The 19533-nt window shown below is 72.6% G+C and carries 20 protein-coding genes and 3 tRNA genes; 7 read left to right on the top strand and 16 right to left on the bottom strand.

Annotation, left to right across the window (positions count from 1 at the left end; genetic code table 11):
- Positions 1–47 precede the first annotated feature (47 nt).
- The 3 genes from rsmD to MMF93_RS24305 form a co-directional block, all read right to left on the bottom strand.
- Positions 48–647, bottom strand: coding sequence for a 16S rRNA (guanine(966)-N(2))-methyltransferase RsmD (gene rsmD, locus MMF93_RS24315; protein WP_242754767.1), 600 nt, complete (start codon positions 645–647; stop codon positions 48–50).
- Between the two features lie 158 nt (positions 648–805).
- The gene (recG, locus tag MMF93_RS24310) at positions 806–3001 is read right to left on the bottom strand and encodes an ATP-dependent DNA helicase RecG (RefSeq protein ID WP_242757745.1); all 2196 of its coding nucleotides are present in this window, start codon (positions 2999–3001) and stop codon (positions 806–808) included.
- Between the two features lie 216 nt (positions 3002–3217).
- Positions 3218–4882, bottom strand: a complete 1665-nt coding sequence (locus MMF93_RS24305; protein WP_242754765.1) for a DAK2 domain-containing protein — start codon at positions 4880–4882, stop codon at positions 3218–3220.
- 296 nt (positions 4883–5178) lie between these two features.
- Between MMF93_RS24305 and rpmB the strand changes: the two genes are divergently transcribed.
- On the top strand, positions 5179–5364 hold the full coding sequence (gene rpmB / locus MMF93_RS24300) for a 50S ribosomal protein L28 (protein ID WP_016470082.1): 186 nt from the start codon (positions 5179–5181) through the stop codon (positions 5362–5364).
- Between the two features lie 84 nt (positions 5365–5448).
- On the opposite strand, the gene thiD is transcribed toward rpmB, so the two are convergent.
- Both thiD and MMF93_RS24290 read right to left on the bottom strand, forming a co-directional pair.
- Complete coding sequence (thiD, locus tag MMF93_RS24295; protein WP_242754763.1) at positions 5449–6264, bottom strand: bifunctional hydroxymethylpyrimidine kinase/phosphomethylpyrimidine kinase; 816 nt, start codon at positions 6262–6264, stop codon at positions 5449–5451.
- Positions 6265–6278: 14 nt separating this feature from the next.
- On the bottom strand, positions 6279–7328 hold the full coding sequence (locus tag MMF93_RS24290; RefSeq protein ID WP_242754761.1) for a thiamine-phosphate kinase: 1050 nt from the start codon (positions 7326–7328) through the stop codon (positions 6279–6281).
- 244 nt (positions 7329–7572) lie between these two features.
- On the opposite strand from MMF93_RS24290, the gene MMF93_RS24285 reads away from it, so the two are divergent.
- Together MMF93_RS24285 and MMF93_RS24280 are read left to right on the top strand one after the other, a co-directional pair.
- Positions 7573–7806, top strand: a complete 234-nt coding sequence (locus tag MMF93_RS24285; protein ID WP_114015926.1) for an Lrp/AsnC family transcriptional regulator — start codon at positions 7573–7575, stop codon at positions 7804–7806.
- Between the two features lie 20 nt (positions 7807–7826).
- Positions 7827–8336, top strand: coding sequence for a DUF3515 domain-containing protein (locus MMF93_RS24280; RefSeq protein ID WP_341483305.1), 510 nt, complete (start codon positions 7827–7829; stop codon positions 8334–8336).
- 79 nt (positions 8337–8415) lie between these two features.
- Here MMF93_RS24280 and MMF93_RS24275 read toward each other — a convergent pair whose 3' ends face one another.
- From MMF93_RS24275 to MMF93_RS24265, 3 genes are all read right to left on the bottom strand, one after another.
- Positions 8416–9552, bottom strand: coding sequence for a D-alanine--D-alanine ligase family protein (locus MMF93_RS24275; protein WP_242754759.1), 1137 nt, complete (start codon positions 9550–9552; stop codon positions 8416–8418).
- Between the two features lie 111 nt (positions 9553–9663).
- Entirely contained in the window at positions 9664–10728 is a 1065-nt protein-coding gene (locus MMF93_RS24270) for an NAD(P)H-dependent glycerol-3-phosphate dehydrogenase (RefSeq protein ID WP_274709502.1), read from the bottom strand.
- Positions 10725–11579: a lysophospholipid acyltransferase family protein gene (locus MMF93_RS24265; protein ID WP_242754756.1), complete on the bottom strand. Its 855-nt coding sequence runs from the start codon at positions 11577–11579 to the stop codon at positions 10725–10727. The genes MMF93_RS24270 and MMF93_RS24265 overlap by 4 nt, the downstream gene beginning before the upstream one ends.
- A gap of 271 nt (positions 11580–11850) precedes the next feature.
- Between MMF93_RS24265 and cofC the strand changes: the two genes are divergently transcribed.
- Positions 11851–12522 (top strand): 2-phospho-L-lactate guanylyltransferase, encoded by a 672-nt coding sequence (gene cofC, locus MMF93_RS24260; RefSeq protein WP_242754754.1) that lies wholly within the window; start codon positions 11851–11853, stop codon positions 12520–12522.
- 171 nt (positions 12523–12693) lie between these two features.
- The gene (locus MMF93_RS24255) at positions 12694–12897 is read left to right on the top strand and encodes a hypothetical protein (protein WP_242754752.1); all 204 of its coding nucleotides are present in this window, start codon (positions 12694–12696) and stop codon (positions 12895–12897) included.
- A 456-nt stretch (positions 12898–13353) separates the two neighbouring features.
- Here MMF93_RS24255 and MMF93_RS24250 read toward each other — a convergent pair whose 3' ends face one another.
- From MMF93_RS24250 to leuC, 4 genes are all read right to left on the bottom strand, one after another.
- Positions 13354–13992 (bottom strand): HU family DNA-binding protein, encoded by a 639-nt coding sequence (locus tag MMF93_RS24250; protein WP_242754750.1) that lies wholly within the window; start codon positions 13990–13992, stop codon positions 13354–13356.
- Positions 13993–14116: 124 nt separating this feature from the next.
- Positions 14117–14371 carry an SCO5555 family protein gene (locus tag MMF93_RS24245; protein ID WP_242754749.1) on the bottom strand — a complete coding sequence of 85 codons (255 nt, stop codon included), beginning with the start codon at positions 14369–14371 and terminating at the stop codon, positions 14117–14119.
- A gap of 361 nt (positions 14372–14732) precedes the next feature.
- Positions 14733–15326 (bottom strand): 3-isopropylmalate dehydratase small subunit, encoded by a 594-nt coding sequence (gene leuD / locus MMF93_RS24240; RefSeq protein WP_242754747.1) that lies wholly within the window; start codon positions 15324–15326, stop codon positions 14733–14735.
- A gap of 32 nt (positions 15327–15358) precedes the next feature.
- The gene (gene leuC, locus MMF93_RS24235) at positions 15359–16783 is read right to left on the bottom strand and encodes a 3-isopropylmalate dehydratase large subunit (protein WP_242754745.1); all 1425 of its coding nucleotides are present in this window, start codon (positions 16781–16783) and stop codon (positions 15359–15361) included.
- Positions 16784–16950: 167 nt separating this feature from the next.
- Between leuC and ndgR the strand changes: the two genes are divergently transcribed.
- The gene (ndgR, locus tag MMF93_RS24230; RefSeq protein ID WP_114015937.1) at positions 16951–17667 is read left to right on the top strand and encodes an IclR family transcriptional regulator NdgR; all 717 of its coding nucleotides are present in this window, start codon (positions 16951–16953) and stop codon (positions 17665–17667) included.
- 107 nt (positions 17668–17774) lie between these two features.
- Here ndgR and MMF93_RS24225 read toward each other — a convergent pair whose 3' ends face one another.
- Complete coding sequence (locus MMF93_RS24225) at positions 17775–18269, bottom strand: DUF4188 domain-containing protein (protein ID WP_242754743.1); 495 nt, start codon at positions 18267–18269, stop codon at positions 17775–17777.
- Between the two features lie 96 nt (positions 18270–18365).
- Between MMF93_RS24225 and MMF93_RS24220 the strand changes: the two genes are divergently transcribed.
- Positions 18366–19019, top strand: coding sequence for a MerR family transcriptional regulator (locus tag MMF93_RS24220; RefSeq protein WP_242754742.1), 654 nt, complete (start codon positions 18366–18368; stop codon positions 19017–19019).
- 48 nt (positions 19020–19067) lie between these two features.
- Here MMF93_RS24220 and MMF93_RS24215 read toward each other — a convergent pair.
- The 3 genes from MMF93_RS24215 to MMF93_RS24205 all read right to left on the bottom strand — a co-directional run bounded on the left by MMF93_RS24215 (position 19068) and on the right by MMF93_RS24205 (position 19359).
- A tRNA-Glu gene (locus tag MMF93_RS24215) sits at positions 19068–19140 on the bottom strand.
- Positions 19141–19175: 35 nt separating this feature from the next.
- A tRNA-Glu gene (locus MMF93_RS24210) sits at positions 19176–19248 on the bottom strand.
- 39 nt (positions 19249–19287) lie between these two features.
- Positions 19288–19359: transfer RNA gene (locus MMF93_RS24205), tRNA-Gln, on the bottom strand.
- Positions 19360–19533: the final 174 nt, after the last annotated feature.

Here is a 19533-nt window from a genome sequence, read left to right as displayed (position 1 = left end):
TTCCTCGCTCTCCTCACAGCGGGCCCCATGTCCCGCTTCAGGTGGTCTCAGCATGACGCGCGGGTAACTTCCCGCGCGGCGGCGCGACCGTACCAAAGCGTTCCCTCGCCGTAACGACGGGACCGCAGCCCCTCGAAACCCTCCGGCCAGCGGAATTCGCCGCCCCTGGTGCTGCGCTCCACGGTGGCCAGCGCGTCCTCGGCCAGCCAGTGCCCGTCCCGGAGTGTGAGCAGTATCTCCCCCAGAGCGTCGTCCGTCACCGCGTACGGCGGATCGAGGAACACCAGGTCGTACGGGTGCTCGGGCGGCTCCTGGGCCACGGTCCTGGCCGCCTTGCTCTGCCGCACCTCGGCCCCCGGCAGCCCGACCGTGCGCACGTTCTGCCTGATCGTGCGCACCGCCCTGGCGTCCGGCTCGACCAGCAGCGTGTGCGCCGCACCGCGCGAGAGCGCTTCCAGACCGACCGCGCCGGAGCCCGCGTACAGGTCCAGCATCCGCAGCCCCCGCCACGCGGCGGCGCCGCCCAACTGGGCCTCCCAGCTGGAGAACAGGCCCTCACGGGCCCGGTCCGAGGTCGGGCGGGTGCCCGTGCCCGGCGGCACGGTCAGCCGTCGGCCGCCGGCGGCTCCGGCGATGACGCGGGTCATGGGTGACGGGTCCTTCGCTGGTGGGGTCCTCTTCGGCTCCAGGATCCCACGCGCGGCACCGGGCGGGCGCGGCACGAGGAGGCGCTCCGGCGCCCGCGAGAGCCGCGACGGCCGGCCGGACGGCCGCACCTCCCGTGCCCAGGATCCCCGCGGGGCGCTCAGCCCTTGTCCAGGTACTCCTCACGTTCGGCGTCCAGCAGGGCGGCCAGTGCCGTACGCAGCTCCGGATGGCGCTCCAGGCCGGGATCGTCGGCGACCAGCTGCGCCGCCTCGTCGCGCGCCTCGGCGATGACGTCCTCGTCGTCGATCACGGCGAGCATCCGCAGCGAGGAGCGCACCCCGGACTGCGCCTGCCCCAGCACGTCGCCCTCCCGGCGCTGTTCGAGGTCGATGCGGGAGAGCTCGAAGCCGTCGAGGGTGGCGGCGACGGAGTCCAGCCGGGTGCGCGCGGGGCTCTCGGGCGGCATGTCGGTGACGAGCAGGCACAGGCCGGGGGCCGCGCCGCGTCCGACGCGGCCGCGCAGCTGGTGAAGCTGCGAGACGCCGAAACGGTCGGCGTCCATGATGACCATGCCGGTGGCGCCTGGCACGTTCACACCGACCTCGATGACGGTCGTGGCCACCAGCACGTCGACCTCACCGGCGGCGAACCGCCGCATCACGTCGTCCTTCGCCTCGGGCTGCATCCGTCCGTGCAGCGCCTCCACGCGCAGTCCGGCCAGCGGCCCGGTGGCGAGCTGCGCGGCGATGTCGAGGACGGCGAGCGGGGGCCGCTTCTCCTCGCCGTCCCCCTCCTCCCCCGCCTCGGGGTCCTCGACCTCTTCCGGTTCGGCGGCGCGCTTCTTGCGTGTGCCCGGCGCCCTGCCGTCCTTGCCCTCCTCGTCGTCACCGATGCGGGGGCAGACGACGTACGCCTGGTGCCCGGCCTCGGCCTCCTCCCGCACCCGCTCCCAGGCGCGCGAGAGGAAGTGCGGTTTGTCCTTGGCGGGGACGACGTGGGTGGCGATCGGGGAGCGTCCGGCCGGAAGCTGATCGAGGACGGAGGTCTCCAGGTCGCCGAAGACGGTCATGGCCACGGTCCTGGGGATGGGCGTCGCCGTCATCACCAGCAGGTGCGGCGGCTGCTTGCCCTTGGCGCGCAGGGCGTCGCGCTGCTCGACACCGAACCTGTGCTGCTCGTCCACCACGACCAGGCCCAGGTCCTCGAAGGTGACCTTGTCCTCGATCAGCGCGTGGGTGCCCACCACGATCCCGGCCTCACCTGTGGCCAGGTCCAGGAGCGCCTTCCGCCTGGCGGCCGCGCCCATGGAGCCGGTCAGCAGCACCACCTTCGTGCCCTGCTCGGCGCCGCCCAGCATGCCGCCCTCGGCGAGCTCGCCCATCATCTCGGTGACGGACCTGTGGTGCTGCTGGGCGAGGACCTCGGTGGGGGCGAGCATCGCCGCCTGACCGCCCGCGTCGACGGTGGCGAGCATGGCCCGCAGCGCCACCAGCGTCTTGCCGGAGCCGACCTCGCCCTGCAGGAGCCGGTGCATCGGGTGCTCGGTGGCCAGGTCGGCGAAGATTTCGCGGCTGACCTGCTGCTGCCCCTCGGTGAGGGTGAACGGCAGCCGCGCGTCGAACGCCTCCAGCAGCCCGCCGGGGGTGGGGCGGCGGGGCACGGCGGGCAGCTCCGTCTCCTTGGCGCGGCGCCGGGCGAGGGCGACCTGGAGGACGAACGCCTCGTCCCACTTGAGGCGGGCGCGTGCCTGGCCGATGTCGGCCTTGGTGCGCGGGCGGTGCACCTTCTCGAACGCCTCGGGCAGCGGGAGGAGTCCGCGCTGGGTGCGGAGCGCTTCGGGCAGCGGATCGGTCAGCCCGTGCCAGCCGGTGGCCTCCAGCGCCGTCAGCAGCGTGGCGACCGACTGCTCGATGCTCCAGGACGTCAGCTGCCGGCACGCCGGGTAGAGGGGAAGCAGCGCGTTCGCGAACCGCTCCACCGTCTCCTGGCCGCTCTCCTCGTCCAGCAGTTTGTAATCCGGGTGGGAGAGCTGGAGCTTGCGGTTGAAGACCCCGACCTTGCCCGCGAACATGCCGCGCTTGCCGGGCAGCAGCTCCCGCTGGTGGTAGTGGACCGAGCGGCCGAAGAAGACGAGCTGGAGCCGGCCGCTGCCGTCGGTCAGCGTGACCTCCAGGCGCTGGCCCTTGCCCCGGTTGAACTTGTGCACCCGCGCGTCGTGGACGCGGGCGACGACCGTGACGTGCTCGTCCAGCGGCAGGTCGGACAGCCGGGTCAGCTCTCCGCGCTCGGCGTATCTGCGCGGGTAGTGGTGCAGCAGATCGCCGACCGTGTGCAGGCCGAGGTGGTCCGCCATGGCCTTGGCGGTGTTGCCGCCGAGCAGTGCTTTGAGCGGCTCCCGGAGCGGTTCGCTTCGCGTCGTTTCGATCGAGGGCACGGCACCATCTTGGCGGACAGGTGTGACAACGTCCGTGTCACTCGCCAGGAGCGGAGGCGTCGCGGCCGGGCCGTGACGGGCCGGGACCGCGCCTGTCACGGCACCGCGCGCGTGCTCGACTCCGCCGAGCAGCGCCTACTCGACGCCGATGAGCAGCGGGGCGTCGTGCTGCCTTCCCTCGTAGACGACGGTGTCGACGGCCAGGTGCCCGGCGCGTACGTAGGCCTCCAGCTGAGTGGCCAGGCCCTGCGGCGCGTCCGCGCCGAGCACCAGGGTGACCAGCTCTCCCCCCGGCGCCAGCATCCGGGCGAGCACGTCCTTGGCGACCTGCGCGGTGCCGCCTCCGATGAGGGCGACATCGCCCTCGACGAGCCCGAGCACGTCGCCGGCCTGGCAGACGCCGGCCGAGGTCCACGCCTGCCGGGTGGCGAGGGTCACCTCGCCGTACCGCGTCGCGCCGGCCGCCGAGGTCATCGCGACGACGTCCTCGTCGAAGCGGCGGTCCGGCTGGTGCACGGCGAGCGCGGCGAGTCCCTGCACGGCGGCGCGGGTGGGGATGACGGCGCACCGGATGCCCTCGGTGCGGGCGGCGTCGGCAGCGCGGGCCGCGACGGTGTGGAGTTCGCCACCGTTGGGCAGCAGCGCCACCTCGCCGGCGCCCGTGGCCCGCACCGCCGCGAGCAGCGCCTCCTCGTGGGCGGCCTCGGGCGCCGGCAGCGCGCTCGCGCCCGCGTCGCGGCACAGCGCCGCCAGTCCCTGCCCGGGTACGACGGCGACGACGGCACGCCGCGCGGGCGCCGTGCCGGGCACCGGGCCCGCCGCCCGGTCGCTTCGCGGTGCGTCCGGCGGCGCGGGCAGGTGGGCGATGCGGATGCGGTACGGGCGTCCGGCGGCCAGCCCCGCCTCCACGGCCGCCCCGGCGTCGGCGACGTGGACGTGGACGCTCCACAGGCCCTCACCGCCGCCGATGACCAGGGAGTCACCGAGCGGGTCGAGGCGGCGGCGCAGCGCGTCGAGACAGGCGGGGTCGTCCGCTTCGAGGAGGTACATCACCTCGAACTCGGAGCGGGAGGGTGCGGGCTCGCCGCGGGCCGGGCCGCAGGGCGCCCCCGGCGCCGCGGGCCCGGACGCCACAGACGCCCCGGATGGCTCGCTGGGCTCGGGCAGTGGGGGCGCCTGCTCCCCCAACGCCGCCCACAGGGCCCCCAGCAGGGCGGTGAGGCCGAGCGCGCCGGCGTCCACGACGCCCGCTTCGGCCAGCGCGGCCAGTTGCCCCGGGGTGGCGCTCAGCGCCTCGTTCGCGGCGGCGGCCGGATCGCCGCCCGCCTCGGCCGCGTCCGCGGCGGCCGCGGCCACCGTCAGCATCGTGCCCGCCACGGGGTGGGCGACGGCGGCGTGCGCGGCCCGGGCGGCGCCGCGCAGCACCGCGGCGAGACTGCCGCCCTCGGTACGGCCCCGTGCCATGCCCCGCAGGTACTCGGCGAGGATGGTGCCCGAGTTGCCCCTGGCGCCGAGCAGCGCGGCGTGCGCCATCGCGCGCAGCATCCGGCCACCGTGCTCCTCGTCCCCCGCTGCGGGGGACGCTTGGGCTGCGGGGGACGCCTGGGCTGCGGGGACCGCCTCCGTGACCCAGACCGCCTCCGTCGCGGCCTCGAAGGTGAGGCACAGGTTGGTGCCGGTGTCGCCGTCGGCGACCGGGAAGACGTTGATGGCGTCCATGCGCGCGCAGTGGGCGCGCAGTGACTCCCGGCCGAGGGCGCACCACCGGCGTACCGCGGCGGCGTCGAGCGGTTGCGGCACGTGACCTGACCTCCTCGTGGGGAGCGCGGGCCCCCTGGGCGCCTGTGCGGACGGCGGGGCGCTCGGGGAGGCTGTTGTGGGGGAAGGCTAGTGCGGCCCCCCACGGAATCCCAGGTCGGGGCCGGGGTGGAGGGGTCCGGTTTCCCTGTTCGAGACCGGCCGTTGTATGCTGCTCCGGTTGCCTGATCCGGATGGTTTGTTCCGGTCGGCGACGATCTCCCTGGCGCGCCCGGTCACTCGTGGTCCCGCGCGGCCGGGATTCACCGTACGTGTATCTGAAGTCTTTGGAGTGACCCGTGGCTGCGAACTGCGACGTCTGCGGCAAGGGGCCGGAGTTCGGCAACAACATCTCCCACTCGCACCGCCGCACCCGCCGTCGCTGGAACCCCAACATCCAGCGCGTGCGTGCCGTGGTCGGCGGGACGCCGAAGCGCCTCAACGCCTGCACCTCGTGCATCAAGGCCGGCAAGGTCTCGCGCTGACGTCACCGACGTAACCGCGCGGCCCACGCCGAGCAGAACGAAGAACCGGCCCGCTGTGAGCGGGCCGGTTTTCTGCGTGTGCTCTCAGCGCTCCGCCAGCCGCCAGCCGTGGTGCACGGGGCCCAGCCCCGAGCCGAGCGGGAAGCCCGCCTCGATGGCGCCCGTCGTGTACTCCTTCGCGGCGCGCGCGGCAGCCGGCACGTCCAGCCCCTTGGCCAGCGACGCGGCCAGGGCGCTGGCCAGGGTGCAGCCGGTGCCGTGGGTGTGCCGGTTCTCCCGGCGGGGGGCGCGCAGCCAGTGTTCCCGCGTGCCGTCGGTGAGCAGGTCGACGGCCTCGCCCGGCAGGTGCCCGCCCTTGATCAGCGCCCAGCGCGGCCCGTGGGCGAGCACCGCGGCCGCGGCCTCCCGCATGCCGTCCTCGCCGGTGACCTGGACGCCGGTGAGCTGGGCCACTTCGTCCAGGTTGGGGGTGACGACGGTGGCGAGGGGCAGCAGTTTGGAGCGCATCGAGTCGACGGCGTCGCCGGCCAGCAGCGAGTCCCCGTGCTTGGAGACCCCCACCGGATCGACGACGACGGGGGCCTCCGTACCGGACAGGAGTTCGGCGACGGTCTCGACCAAAGCCGCCGAGGCGAGCATGCCCGTCTTGACGGCCTGCACCCCGATGTCGTCCACGACGCTGCGGTACTGCGCGCGGACGGCCTCGACGGGCAGTTCCCAATAGCCCTGCACCCCCAGCGAGTTCTGCGCGGTGACGGCGGCGATCACGCTCATGCCGTGGGTGCCCAGCGCGAGCATGGTCTTCAGGTCGGCCTGGATACCGGCGCCACCGCCGGAGTCGGATCCCGCGACGGTCAGTACCAGCGGCGGCCTGCCGGGGCGGGAATGCACATCGTCCATGGCACCGACGGTACTCAGCCGTCGATGTCGTCCGAGAAGTGGTCCCAGCCGCCCGTCCTGGTCCAGGGCGCGCCGTCGACCGTCACGTGGGGCAGCGCGGAGGGGGCGAGGACCTCGCCGATGACGCGCCAGCGGGCGGGGAGCTTCTGTTCGCGGGGGAAGGTGGCGACGATGGCGTGGTCCTCACCGCCGGTGAGCACCCACTGGAGCGGGTCGACGCCGACGGCCTGGCCGATGTCGGACATCTGCGCGGGGATGTCGAGGTCGGCGGAGCGGATGTCGATGCGGACCTTGCTGGCCTCCGCGATGTGCCCGAGGTCGGCCACCAGCCCGTCACTGACGTCGATCATGGCGGTGGCACCGAGTCCGGCGGCGGCGGGGCCCGCGTGGTAGGGGGGTTCGGGGCGCCGGTGGGCCTCGACGAAGGCGCGCGGGGAGCGGAAGCCGCGGGTGAGGACGGCGTGCCCGGCCGCCGACCAGCCCAGCCATCCGGTGACGGCCACGACATCGCCGGCGCCGGCGCCTGAGCGGGTGACGGGGTCGGTGTTGCGCAGGTCGCCGAGCGCGGTGATGGAGAGGACGACGCTGTCGCCGCGCACCACGTCGCCGCCGACCACCGCGGCGGAGGCGACCTGTGCCTCGTCCCGGATGCCGTCCATCATCTCGGTCGGCCAGTTCGCCGGCAGGTCGACGGGGACGACGAGACCGAGCAGCAGGGCCGTGGGGTAGGCGCCCATGGCCGCGATGTCCGCCATGTTCTGTGCCGCGGCCTTGCGCCCCACGTCGTAGGCCGTCGACCAGTCGCGGCGGAAGTGGCGCCCTTCCAGGAGGACGTCCGTGGTGGCGACGACACGCCTGTCCGGCGCGGCCACCACCGCCGCGTCGTCGCCCGGGCCGATCCGTACGGCGGTCGTGGACGTCAGCCGGGAGGTCAGCTCCCGGATCAGCCCGAACTCCCCCAGCTCCCCCACCGTCCCCTTGGCCCGCTCCCGCACCGGGCCGTGGGGGGCCTGGGCACCGGAGGGTGAAGGCCCTGGCGCGGTACCACCGTTCAGATCACGCATTGTCGTGCCCCTTCTCGCTTCCGTCGTTGCTCGCGCGCCGGTCGTGCGCGGATGGTGTGCCGTGCGCGGAGGTCCCCCGCCCGCGCCCCCCTCGTACGCCGTCGGCGCGGTGTGCCGCACCGCCGCTGGGCGCCGCCTCGCCGCCACGGGGGCGGCCCGGTGGTCTCCCGATGGCCGGGGCGACGCGGTACGGTGGCGTCTCTCTCTCGCCCCGCATGATCCTCGCGGCCCCCTGGGAGGTTCCGTGGTACAGGCGTACGTCTTGATTCAGACCGAAGTTGGCAAGGCTTCGACCGTCGCGGAGATCGTCTCCAAGATCCCGGGCGTGATCCAGGCCGAGGATGTAACGGGTCCATACGATGTGATCCTGCGTGCCCAGGCCGACACGATGGACGATCTCGGCCGCATGGTGGTCGCCAAGGTCCAGCAAGTGGAAGGCATCACCCGCACCCTGACCTGCCCCATCGTCCACCTCTGAGCCCCCCGTATGCTCGCCCGGTGAGGATTCGACGCCGGGCCTGCCCTCGTTCCGTTCCCGTCCGTTACATCGCCGCGTGCGGCCTGGCCGCCGTGGCCGCCTCCGCCTGTTCGGTCACCGGTGACGCCGGACCCACACCCCCCAGCCCCTCGGGCAAGGCCGCGCAGGCGTGCCGGACGCTGCACGACGCGCTGCCCGAGAAGGTCGTCGGGCAGCAGCGCGGCGAGGCCGAACCCGCCTCGGACTACACGGCCGTCTGGGGGGATCCCGCCCTCGCGTTGCGCTGCGGGGTGCCACGGCCCGCCAGGCTCACGCCAGGCAACGAAGAGTACAACCCCACCACCGAGGCGGCGGAGGTGAACGGGGTGTCCTGGATGATGGAGAAGCGGGACGACGGCTACCGCTTCACCACCACGGAGCGGGCCGTCTACATCGAACTGACCGTTCCCGACGACTACGCCCCCGAAGTGAGCCCCTTGGCCGACCTCAGCGAAGCGGTCAAGCGTTCGGTCCCGAAGAAGAAGAGCTGAGCGCCCGCGCGCGCTCCCCTGCCGCCGCACGGGCGCGCGCGAGAACCGCCGCCGCCGGGCGCGCGGGCCCCGGAGCGGCTCAGCGCAGGCCGGTCGGGCGGGTGAGCGCCGCCTGGATGAGCCGGTCCACCAGCTCCGGATAGCCGACGCCGGTCTCCTGCCACATGCGCGGATACATGGAGATCGGCGTGAAGCCCGGCATCGTGTTGATCTCGTTGATGACGAACTCGCCGTCCTCGCACAGGAAGAAGTCGGCCCGCACCAGCCCCTCGCAGGAGGCCGCCTCGAAGGCCGCCACGGCCAGCTCGCGCACCCGCGCCGTCTGCGCCTCGGTCAGCGGCGCGGGCACGATGCCGGAGGCCGAGTCGATGTACTTGGCCTCGAAGTCGTAGAAGTCGTGCGCGCTGACCGGCGGGATCTCCGCGGGGACACTGGCGCGCGGACCGTCCTCGAACTCCAGGACGCCGCACTCGATCTCCCGGCCGCGCAGCAGCGACTCGACGATGATCTTCGGGTCGTGGCGCCGCGCGACCTCCACCGCCTCGTCCAGCTCGCCCAGGCCACCGACCTTGGTGATGCCCATCGAGGAGCCGGCACGCGCGGGCTTGACGAAGACCGGCCAGCCCTGTTCGGCGGCGAAGTCGACGATCTTCTTGCGCGCCCCCGCCGGATCCCTCTCCCACTCACGCGGCCGCACCGTGACGTACGGGCCGACCGGCAGTCCGAAGGAGGTGAAGATCCGCTTCATGTACTCCTTGTCCATGCCGACCGCCGACGCCAGCACCCCGGCGCCCACGTACGGCACCCCCGCCAGGTCCAGCATCCCCTGGAGGGTGCCGTCCTCACCGTAGGGACCGTGCAGCACGGGGAAGACCACATCGACCTCACCGAGCGTCTTGGGGACCTGGCCCGGCTCCGTGTGGACGACCTCGCGGCTCGCGGGCGAGACCGGCAGCAGCACGCCGCCGGTGTCCGACTCGGCCAGCTGCTCGACGCTGGGCAGGCTGCGGCCCTCGATCGCCATGCGGGCCGGATCGTCGGCGGCCAGCGCCCAGCGTCCGTCCGCGGTGATGCCGATGGGCAGCACCTCGTACTTGTCGCGGTCGATGGCGCCCAGCACCGCACCGGCCGTCAGGACGGAGATCTGGTGCTCTGAGTTGCGGCCGCCGAAGACGACGGCGACTCGGGGCTTGGGGGCGGGGCTCTGGCTGCTCATAACGCTGGGACTTTACCGCGTCGGGCCCGCGCCGCCGATGCGGACGCCCCGTTGCGCCCGCACCCGGCGCGCACGGATCCCGCGTGCGGCGCCGTGTACCGCGAGACCCTTTCAGGCCCGCTCGGGTTTGGCGCTGCGGGACATCAGTTCCTTCAGGGCCACGTGCGGCGACTTGCCCTCGTGGACGATCCCCACGACGGTCTGCGTGATCGGCATCTCCACGCCGTGCCGCCTGGCCAGGTCGAGCACCGACTGGCAGGACTTGACGCCCTCCGCCGTCTGCTGGGTGACCGCGATCGTCTCCTGGAGCGTCATGCCCCGGCCGAGGTTGGTGCCGAAGGTGTGGTTGCGCGACAGCGGCGAGGAACACGTGGCGACCAGGTCGCCCATGCCGGCCAGGCCAGCGAAGGTGTGCGCCTCGGCCCCCATGGCAAGACCGAGCCGGGTGGTCTCGGCCAGCCCGCGGGTGATCAGCGACGCCTTGGAGTTGTCGCCGAGCCCCATGCCGTCGGCGATGCCCACCGCGAGCGCGATGACGTTCTTGACGGCGCCGCCCAGCTCGCAGCCGACCACGTCGGTGCTGGTGTAGGGGCGGAAGTAGGGGGTGTGGCAGGCGCTCTGCACGGCTCGCGCCGCCTCCTCGTCCGCGCAGGCGGCCACCGCGGCGGCGGGCTGGCGGGCGGCGATCTCCCGGGCGAGGTTGGGGCCGGTCAGCACGGCGACCCGCTCGGCCGGCACCCCGGCCACCTCCTCGATCACCTCGCTCATGCGCTTGGCCGTGCCCAGCTCGACGCCCTTCATCAGGGAGACCAGCACGGTGCCGGGGTGCAGCAGCTCCCGCCAGGACTCCAGGTTGGCGCGGAGCGTCTGGGAGGGCACGGACAACACCGTGAAAGCGGCGTCCCGCGCCGCCTCGGCGGCCTGCGTGGTGGCCCGCACCCCTGCGGGGAGTTCCACCTCGGGGTGGTAGCCGGGGTTGCGGCGCGTGGTGTTGATCGCCTCGACGACCTCGGGCCTGCGGCCCCACAGGGTGACCCGGCATCCGGCGTCGGCGAGCACCGCCGCGAAGGCGGTGCCCCAGGAACCCGTGCCGAAGACCGCGGCCTTCCTCGGGCGTTCCCCCGCTTCCCGCGCCTCCCCCCGCTCCCGGTCCCGGTCTTCGTCGCTCGCCCTCACGCGTTCTTCTCTCCCTCTGCCGCCTCGGCCGCGGCCGGGGCCGGACGGGGCTTTTCGTGCTCGTCGTGCTGGTGACCCCCGGCGCCCGCGCTCTCCTCGGCAGAGCGCTGCTCCCGCCGCGAAGCCGCCGCCTTGCGCATGTCGTAGCGCTCGGCGGGCGCGGCCTCGCCGCGGACGACGGCGAGCTGCTCGGTGACGGCGTCCATCATGACGTCCGTGACCTCGCGGAGCACCTCGGCGGTGGGCTCCCGGTCGTAGTAGGCGGACAGGTCGATCGGCGGGCCCGCCTGCACGGTGAGGGTCTTGCGGGGGAAGAGCCGCAGCTTCTTCTCCCTGGCGTACGGCGGCATCGCCAGGTTGGCGCCCCACTGGGCGACGGGCACGACGGGCGCCCTGGTCAGCAGGGCGACGCGGGCGGCACCTGTCTTGCCGGCCATCGGCCACATCCGCGGGTCGCGGGTGAGGGTGCCCTCCGGGTAGAAGGCCACGCACTCCCCCTTCTCGATCGCCTCGACGGCGGCCCTGAACGCGCCCACCGCGTCGGTGGACTCGCGGTAGACGGGGATCTGCCCCGTACCCCGCATGACGGCGCCGACGAAACCCCCCTTGAACAGGCCGACCTTCGCCAGGAAGCGCGGGACGCGACCGGTGTTGTACTGGTAGTGGGCGTAGGAGAGCGGGTCGAGATACGAGTTGTGGTTCACGACGGTGATGAAGCCGTCGTCGCGGGGAATGTTCTCCATTCCGCGCCAGTCCCGCTTGAAGAGGAGGATCAGCGGCGGCTTCGCCAGGAAAGCGGCGAGCCGGTACCAGAAACCGATCTTCCTGCGTTTGCCGTCACTCCCCGCCATCGTGCGCCCCCTCGTTCCCCTTCTTCCCGTTGTTCCCGGCATGTGTGGCCGGTGGTCGCGGGGTTGCTCCCGGTGCGGGCACGATGAGGCGGGACACCCGGACACCATCTCCTTCAGGGGGCTCCTTGTGGGGCCCATCCACGTGGGGGGCCAATCGACAACCGCACAAGTGTCGCCACCAACCGCCCCGCTGTCGAGCACACTGTCCGTGCCCGGTCGCGGGGCACACGGTAACCCCGCCCCTGCGCCGAGGCCGGGCGGGCAGGCGAGAATGGGGCCGATGCAGCCCCATGTGACGCCCGTGGACTGGACCCTCGTGGTACCGCTGAAGCCTCTGACTCGGGCCAAGAGCAGGCTGACGGGCGCCGTCCCCGGCGTTCCCCTGCCGCAGCTCGCGCTGGCGTTCGCCCAGGACACGGTGCGCGCCGCGCTCACCTGCCGCGCGGTGCGGGATGTGGTGGTTGTCACGGACGATCCGCTGGCCGCACGGGCGCTGGAGGCGCTGGGCGCCCACCGGGTGCCGGACGCACCGGGGGACGGCCTCAACGCCGCCCTCGCCCACGGAGCGGGTGCCGCGCGGGCCCGGCACCCGCACACGGCACTCGCCGCGCTGAACGCCGATCTCCCCGCCCTGCGCCCCGCCGAATTGACGCGCGTGCTGAATGCGGCCGCACAATTCCGCCGCGCTTTTCTGCCCGACGCCGCGGAAATCGGAACAACGCTGTTGACGGCCCTGCCAGGCGTCGCGCTTTCCCCCGCTTTCGGGGGCCCCTCACGAGCCCGGCACCGGGCGTCGGGGGCGCGGGAACTGGACGCGCGGCGGGTGCGCAGCGTGCGCCAGGACGTGGACACGCCCGCCGACCTGCGCGCCGCGCTGGCACTGGGTGTCGGCGATTCCACCGCGGGACTGCTGGCGAGGCGGGCGGCCGACCGCTGTGGCTAGGGTCTTTCGTTTGGATCTGGCTGGATCAGGGAGCGGGGTCCGGTGCGTGCTCTCGCAAGGCGGAGGATGGAGTCCCTGCGGAGCAGCGGCGACTGACGACAACGCCGCGAGAGTGCGTGCCGGGGCCCGCGAGCCCAGCAAGATGCAACCGAGAGGCCCTAGGCTTCCGCCATGCAGGCCACGGCGTACACCTACGATCCGCACTCGCGCTCGGGCAGCGTGCTGCTCGACGACGGCACCCCGCTCACCTTCGACGCGGGCGCGTTCGACGCGGGCGGCCTCCTGCTGTTGCGCGCGGGACAGCGCGTGCGGATCGAGACCGAGGGCGACGGAACGGACCGCCGCGTGACCCTGGTGACGCTGCAGACCCTGTGAACGGTCGTCCGGGGACCCGGTGAACGGCTGACCGGCGATGCGGTGCACGGCCGTCCGGGCGTCTCCCCGGGCGCGGCGGACTCGGCGCGCTCCGCGGACTCGGCGCGGACCACGGGATCAACGCTCCACGGACTCAGCGCGGACCACGGGATCAACGCTCCGCGGACTCGGCGCGCTCCGCGGGCTCAGCGGACTCGGGGGGGGGCCGTCGGACTCGGGGGACAAGGCGTACTCGGCGCGCTGGGCAGGCACGGGACAAGGTGCGAGGGGCCGAACGGCCGCGGGCCGGGCTCCCCCGAGGGAGCCCGGCCCGGCGTTGCCGACGCGGCATAGTGCCGCCTGGTCCCTTTCCCGGGGCCCTGGTCCGGGAGAGGGATCGTTTCGCCCCGCCTGCGGGCGGGGCGGCGGAGTGCGGTGTCCGCCTCCGCGTCCTTTACCGCCTGCGCGAGGTGGCCCTCACCGCCTGCGCGAGGTGGTCTTCTTCGCGGTGGTCTTACGAGCGGCCGTCTTGCGGGCCGGAGCTTTCTTGGCGGTGCTCTTCTTCGCCGGGGCCTTCTTGGCCGTGGTCTTCGCCGGGGCCTTGGCCGGCGTCTTCTTCGCGGTGCTCTTCTTCGCCGTGCTCTTGGCCGGGGCCTTCTTGGCGGGGGTGGCCTTCTTGGCGGTGGTCTTCTTCGCCGCCGGGGCCTTCTTGGCCGTGGTCTTCTTGGCCGTGGCCTTCTTCGCGCCTGCCTTCTTGGCCGTGGCCTTCTTGGTGGCCGTGCCGCCGGTGAGGCTGCCCTTGGGGGCCTTCTTGACCGCGACATCGTTCTTGGGGAGCTTCTTCGCGCCGCTCACCAGTTCCTTGAAACCGGCACCTGCGCGGAAGCGCGGCACCGAGGTCTTCTTGACCCGGACACGTTCACCGGTCTGCGGGTTGCGGGCGTAACGGGCCGGGCGGTCGACCTTCTCAAAGGAGCCGAAGCCGGTGACCGAAACACGCTCACCGGCGACAACCGCACGGACGATCGCGTCCAGTACGACATCGACCGCCTTGGCGGCGTCCTGGCGTCCACCGAGGTCATCTTGGATAGCTTCAACGAGCTGCGCCTTGTTCACGTCTTCCCCTTCGGAGACATTGCCGGAACGAATGTGTTCAGCTTTTTCGCACGTTAGGCAGATATATACCGCAAATCAAACACGAAACGGGCGAATCACCCTTGTGTCGCAACGAACTCGCCCGTCACGGAGTTCCGTCCGCGCACACGTCCCCCCGCCCTGCGGTGAATCGTCCCTCGTCGAGGTCGGCCATCAGACGCTCCAGACGCCGTTCGGCATCGGCGAGATCGTGTTTGGAAGCCGCGGTGATGACGAGCAGCTTCCGGGTCAGCGCGACCCGTGCGCTCTGTGGGATTTGCGGGGAGCGCACTCGGGAGTGCGCCTCCTTGAGTCGGGCGGCGAGTCGGTCGTAGAGCTCCAGTTGACCGTCGCGTTCCATGCGGTGATTGTGCCATCTGGGGTGAGTTGTCGCTTCCAGCGGGTCAACGTCGGGCGGGTCCTCACGAGGTGTGGACGGCAACTCGGCTGGGCAGCAGTCGAGTTGACCCCCTCGCGACGAGTCGGGCTGGCGCGTCGCGAACGGCACTGTTCTTTGGTGCGACAGGAGCCGACGTCAAGACTAATTCACGTCATTCAGTGGCGCACGCGTGCTCCTGTCCGCGGCACCGCGGCACCGCGGCACCGTCCCCGAGTCCCCGAGTCCCCGAGTCCCGCGTCCCCGCGTCCTGCCCGCACAGCACCGCGCCCCCACCGGATTGCGGCGGGGGCGCGGAGGGGTCCTGACAGGCGGTGAAGGGGGCTCAGGCGGCCAGCGTCCGGGGCTTGAAGGCGGCGCGGGTGGCCTCGAACTCGGCGATGGCCTCCTCGTTCTTCAGGGTGAGGCTGATGTCGTCCAGCCCCTCCAGCAGCCGCCAGCGCGCGTTCTCGTCGAGCTCGAAGTCCGCCTCCACGCCGGGGGCCACGACCTTGCGGTTCACCAGGTCGACGGTCACCTCGGCGGTCGGCTCCGCCTCCGTCAGCTCCCACAGCGCGTCCACCGTCTCCTGCGGCAGCACCACCGTGAGCAGGCCGTTCTTCAGCGAGTTGCCGCGGAAGATGTCGGCGAACCGGGAGGAGATGACGGCCTTGAAGCCGTAGTTCTGCAGGGCCCAGACCGCGTGCTCACGCGAGGATCCGGTACCGAAGTCGGAGCCCGCGACCAGCACCGTGGCGCCCTGGTGGGCCGGCTGGTTGAGCACGAAGTCCGGGTCCTTGCGCCAGGCCTCGAACAGCCCGTCCTCGAAACCGTCGCGGGTGACCTTCTTCAGCCAGTGCGCGGGGATGATCTGGTCGGTGTCGACGTTGCTGCGGCGCAGCGGTACGGCCCGGCCTGTGTGGGTGGTGAAGGCTTCCATCTGTTGCGTCTCCCTCGGGTGCCTTGCTCTTGTCAGACCGTTGCCGGTTCGCGGACGTCGGCCAGGTCGGCGGGCGAGGCCAGATGGCCCAGTACCGCCGTCGCCGCCGCGACCTGCGGCGAGACCAGGTGGGTGCGCCCGCCCTTGCCCTGCCTGCCCTCGAAGTTGCGGTTCGAGGTGGAGGCGGCGCGCTCACCCGGCTGGAGCTGGTCGGGGTTCATGCCCAGGCACATCGAGCATCCTGCGTGCCGCCACTCGGCGCCGGCGGCGGTGAACACCTTGTCCAGCCCCTCCTCGACGGCCTGCAGCGCCACCCGGACGGACCCGGGTACCACCAGCATCCGCACACCGTCCGCCACGCTGCGGCCCTCCAGCACGGTGGCCGCCGAACGCAGGTCCTCGATGCGGCCGTTGGTGCACGAGCCGACGAAGACGGTGTCCACGGTGACCTCGCGCAGCGGCTGACCGGCGCTCAGGCCCATGTACTCCAGGGCCTTCTCGGCGGCCAGTTTCGCACTGACGTCCTGGAAGGTGGCCGGGTCCGGCACCGCCTGGGACAGCGGGGCGCCCTGGCCCGGGTTGGTGCCCCAGGTGACGAACGGCGCCAGCTCGGAGGCCTCGATGACCACCTCGTGGTCGAAGACGGCGTCCTCGTCGGTGCGCAGCGTCTTCCAGTAGGCGACCGCCGCCTCCCACTCCTCGCCCTGCGGGGCGTGCTCGCGGCCCTCGACGTAGCGGTACGTCGTCTCGTCCGGGGCGATCATTCCGGCGCGGGCGCCCGCCTCGATGGACATGTTGCAGATCGTCATCCGGGCCTCCATCGACAGCTTCTCGATGGCCTCGCCGCGGTACTCGATCACATAGCCCTGGCCGCCGCCGGTGCCGATGCGGGCGATGATCGCCAGGATCAGGTCCTTGGCGGTGACGTCCTCGGGCAGCTCGCCGTTCACGGTGACCGCCATGGTCTTGAACGGCGCCATCGGCAGCGTCTGCGTGGCCAGCACGTGCTCGACCTGCGAGGTGCCGATCCCGAAGGCGAGCGCCCCGAAGGCGCCGTGGGTGGAGGTGTGGCTGTCGCCGCAGACCACCGTGGTGCCCGGCTGCGTCAGCCCCAGCTGCGGGCCGACGACGTGGACGACGCCCTGCTCGACGTCGCCCAGCGGGTGCAGCCTGACGCCGAAGTCGGCGCAGTTCTTGCGCAGCGTCTCCAGCTGGGTGCGTGAGACCGGGTCGGCGATCGGCTTGTCGATGTCCAGGGTCGGGGTGTTGTGGTCCTCGGTCGCGAGGGTCAGGTCGGTGCGCCGCACGCCGCGGCCCGCCTTGCGAAGGCCGTCGAAGGCCTGCGGGCTGGTCACCTCGTGGAGCAGGTGGAGATCGATGAAGAGCAGGTCCGGCTCGCCTTCCACGCGCCTGACGACGTGGTCGTCCCAGACTTTCTCCGCGAGTGTGCGTCCCATCGCTTTCCCTCCGGCCGGCAGCGCTGCCGACCACATGTCGAGATGCTTTCCGCCGCCCCAGCCTTCGGCCGGGGGGACCCCCAGGAGCGGCGGCCGTCCTTCAAGGTTGGCGGGTCGCCCGGAAAATTGAACTTGCGTTTCACACTATGAGACGCGAGTATCGACGCATGGACAACTCTAGCGGCGTCGGCGTTCTCGACAAGGCGGCTCTGGTACTGAGCGCTCTGGAGTCCGGTCCGGCCACCCTCGCCGGGCTGGTCTCCGCGACCGGGCTCGCGCGCCCCACGGCGCACCGGCTGGCGGTGGCCCTCGAACACCACCGCATGGTGGCCCGCGACATGCAGGGCCGCTTCATACTCGGCCCGCGGCTGGGCGAACTGGCCGCGGCGGCGGGCGAGGACCGGCTGCTCGCCTCGGCGAGCCCCGTGCTCACCCACCTACGGGACGTGACCGGCGAGAGCGCCCAGCTCTACCGGCGCCAGGGCGACATGCGCATCTGCGTCGCCGCCGCCGAACGCCTCTCCGGGCTGCGCGACACCGTCCCGGTCGGCTCCACCCTGCCGATGAAGGCGGGCTCGGCCGCGCAGATCCTGATGGCCTGGGAAGAGCCCGAGCGGCTGCACCGCGGGTTGCAGGGCGCCCGGTTCACCGCCACCGCGCTCTCCGGCGTACGGCGCCGGGGCTGGGCCCAGTCGATCGGCGAGCGCGAACCGGGCGTCGCCTCCGTCTCCGCGCCCGTGCGCGGCCCCTCCCACCGCGTCGTGGCCGCCGTCTCCGTCTCCGGCCCGATCGAGCGGCTGACCCGCCACCCCGGCCGCATGCACGCCCAGGCCATCGTGGATGCCGCGGCCCGCCTCAGCGAGTCCCTGCGCCGCCCGAGCTGAGCCCCCTCGCAGGCCGGCCGCGCCGTCGGCCGAGACCGCACACTGTGCCGACGTCACCGGACGGTCCGGCCGGATCGCGCCGCGGGACCGTCCGGTGACGCCGTGTGTCACGCTTTAGCTCCGGCCCCCAGCCGCTGGGCGGCCCGGTCGCGGCCGCTCCTGACGGGCACCGCCTGGTGCGCCGCCGCCAGTCCGTAGCGCGGCATGTCGACGTAGACGGCTTCGCGGCAGCCCGCAGGCACCACGTACGTCTCGTGCCAGATGCCGACCGCGCCGTCGGCCGCCCTGGCCCGGCGGTTGAACGCGGCCCACGCCGGCCGGTGTTCCAGGTCCCCGGCCGAGGCGTAGGACAGCAGTCTGTCGGTGGACTCCCAGTACTGGAGCACGGCGAACTCGCGCGGCCCGCTGAGGAGGACCCTGTGGGCGAGCAACCCGTGGGCCGGTTCGGCCGCCAGTTCCCGCAGCATGCGCGGCATGGCCCGGAACACCGGCAGCCACGCGCGGACCGCCCGGAAGCGGTTGATCCGCATGCCGATGAGGAAGACCACCACGTCTCCCTCGGCCTCGGCCGTCATCCGCCCCCGCAGCACGGCATCACTCATGAGACCCCTCCCTGGGCCGACGCTTTGGATAGTGTCACTACCCATGCTTGGATAGTGACACTATCCAGACGTGAGCGCCAGGGGAAATGAGAAACGATGCGGCTGGCCGAACTCAGCGCCCGCAGCGGTGTGTCCACCGCGACGATCAAGTTCTATCTGCGTGAGGGCCTCCTCCCGCCGGGCCGACGACTCAGCGCCACCCAGGCCGAGTACGACGGGACGCATCTGCGCCGGCTGCGGCTGGTACGCGCGCTCATCCAGGTGGGCGGCGTTCCGGTGGCCACGGCCCGCGAGGTGCTCGCCGCCGTGGACGACGAAGACCTCACCCGCCACGACAGGCTGGGCGCCGCGGTGTGGGCCATCCCGCAGCCCGCACCCGCACGCACCCGCGAGGCCACGGCCGAGGAGACGGCAGCCGCCCGTACGCAGGTCGCAGCGCTGCTCCAGCGGCTCGGCTGGCCGTCGGGGCACCTCGACTCCCCGCCGGGGCAGGCCCTGGTGCGCACCGTCGCGGCGCTGGCCGGCCTCGGCTACCCGCACGACGCGGAAGGACTGCTGCCCTACGCCCGGGCCGCGGAGCGCGCCGCCGAGGCGGATCTGGACATGCTGGAGCACTTCACGAGCGAGGAGGAGCAGGTGGAGGCGAGTGTGGCGCTGACGGTGCTGCACGAGCCCGTACTGCTCGCCCTGCGGCGGCTGGCGCAGGCCGAGGAGTCGGCCCGGCGCAGCGGGCGGCCGGAGGAGCGGTGAGAACGCCGAAGGCCCCGCACCTGCCGGTGCGGGGCCTTCGTGATCGAGTACCCCCGACCGGATTCGAACCGGCGCTACCGCCTTGAGAGGGCGGCGTGCTAGGCCGCTACACAACGGGGGCCCTACCTGCGATCCCGGCCTGTCGGACGGAATCCGTACCCCCGACCGGATTCGAACCGGCGCTACCGCCTTGAGAGGGCGGCGTGCTAGGCCGCTACACAACGGGGGCCTCGATCTCGCGGCGGGCGTGACCTGCGCGCGGATCGTGCTGGGCTACCAGGACTCGAACCTAGACTAACTGAACCAGAATCAGTCGTGCTGCCAATTACACCATAGCCCACCGAAACGCAACCCCTGAGCCGCAACCGACTGCGGGGATCTTGTCCGGGTGGCCGCCTCCGGATCCGGCCTTTTCGGCCTGCCCCGTTCGGCGACAGGAAGAACATTACCCGATGGAAGACGGTGCTCCAAAACGAGTTCCGCCCAGCCCGCCACGGAGCACCGTCTTCCGTCC

The organism is Streptomyces tubbatahanensis (assembly GCF_022699385.1).
Classification (GTDB): domain Bacteria; phylum Actinomycetota; class Actinomycetes; order Streptomycetales; family Streptomycetaceae; genus Streptomyces; species Streptomyces diacarni.
The sequence above is the reverse complement of the archived record's forward strand: the minus strand, read 5'-3'. Positions and strand labels throughout refer to the sequence as shown.

What these genes read in the sequence shown, in the direction of transcription:
- rsmD (WP_242754767.1), bottom strand. Translation starts at nt 647, where the DNA reads ATGACCCGCGTCATCGCCGGAGCCGCCGGCGGCCGACGGCTGACCGTG.
- recG (WP_242757745.1), bottom strand. Translation starts at nt 3,001, where the DNA reads ATGGCGGACCACCTCGGCCTGCACACGGTCGGCGATCTGCTGCACCAC.
- thiD (WP_242754763.1), bottom strand. Translation starts at nt 6,264, where the DNA reads ATGGACGATGTGCATTCCCGCCCCGGCAGGCCGCCGCTGGTACTGACC.
- MMF93_RS24290 (WP_242754761.1), bottom strand. Translation starts at nt 7,328, where the DNA reads ATGCGTGATCTGAACGGTGGTACCGCGCCAGGGCCTTCACCCTCCGGT.
- MMF93_RS24275 (WP_242754759.1), bottom strand. Translation starts at nt 9,552, where the DNA reads ATGAGCAGCCAGAGCCCCGCCCCCAAGCCCCGAGTCGCCGTCGTCTTC.
- MMF93_RS24265 (WP_242754756.1), bottom strand. Translation starts at nt 11,579, where the DNA reads ATGGCGGGGAGTGACGGCAAACGCAGGAAGATCGGTTTCTGGTACCGG.
- cofC (WP_242754754.1), top strand. Translation starts at nt 11,851, where the DNA reads ATGGGGCCGATGCAGCCCCATGTGACGCCCGTGGACTGGACCCTCGTG.
- MMF93_RS24255 (WP_242754752.1), top strand. Translation starts at nt 12,694, where the DNA reads ATGCAGGCCACGGCGTACACCTACGATCCGCACTCGCGCTCGGGCAGC.
- MMF93_RS24245 (WP_242754749.1), bottom strand. Translation starts at nt 14,371, where the DNA reads ATGGAACGCGACGGTCAACTGGAGCTCTACGACCGACTCGCCGCCCGA.
- leuD (WP_242754747.1), bottom strand. Translation starts at nt 15,326, where the DNA reads ATGGAAGCCTTCACCACCCACACAGGCCGGGCCGTACCGCTGCGCCGC.
- leuC (WP_242754745.1), bottom strand. Translation starts at nt 16,783, where the DNA reads ATGGGACGCACACTCGCGGAGAAAGTCTGGGACGACCACGTCGTCAGG.
- ndgR (WP_114015937.1), top strand. Translation starts at nt 16,951, where the DNA reads ATGGACAACTCTAGCGGCGTCGGCGTTCTCGACAAGGCGGCTCTGGTA.
- MMF93_RS24225 (WP_242754743.1), bottom strand. Translation starts at nt 18,269, where the DNA reads ATGAGTGATGCCGTGCTGCGGGGGCGGATGACGGCCGAGGCCGAGGGA.
- MMF93_RS24220 (WP_242754742.1), top strand. Translation starts at nt 18,366, where the DNA reads ATGCGGCTGGCCGAACTCAGCGCCCGCAGCGGTGTGTCCACCGCGACG.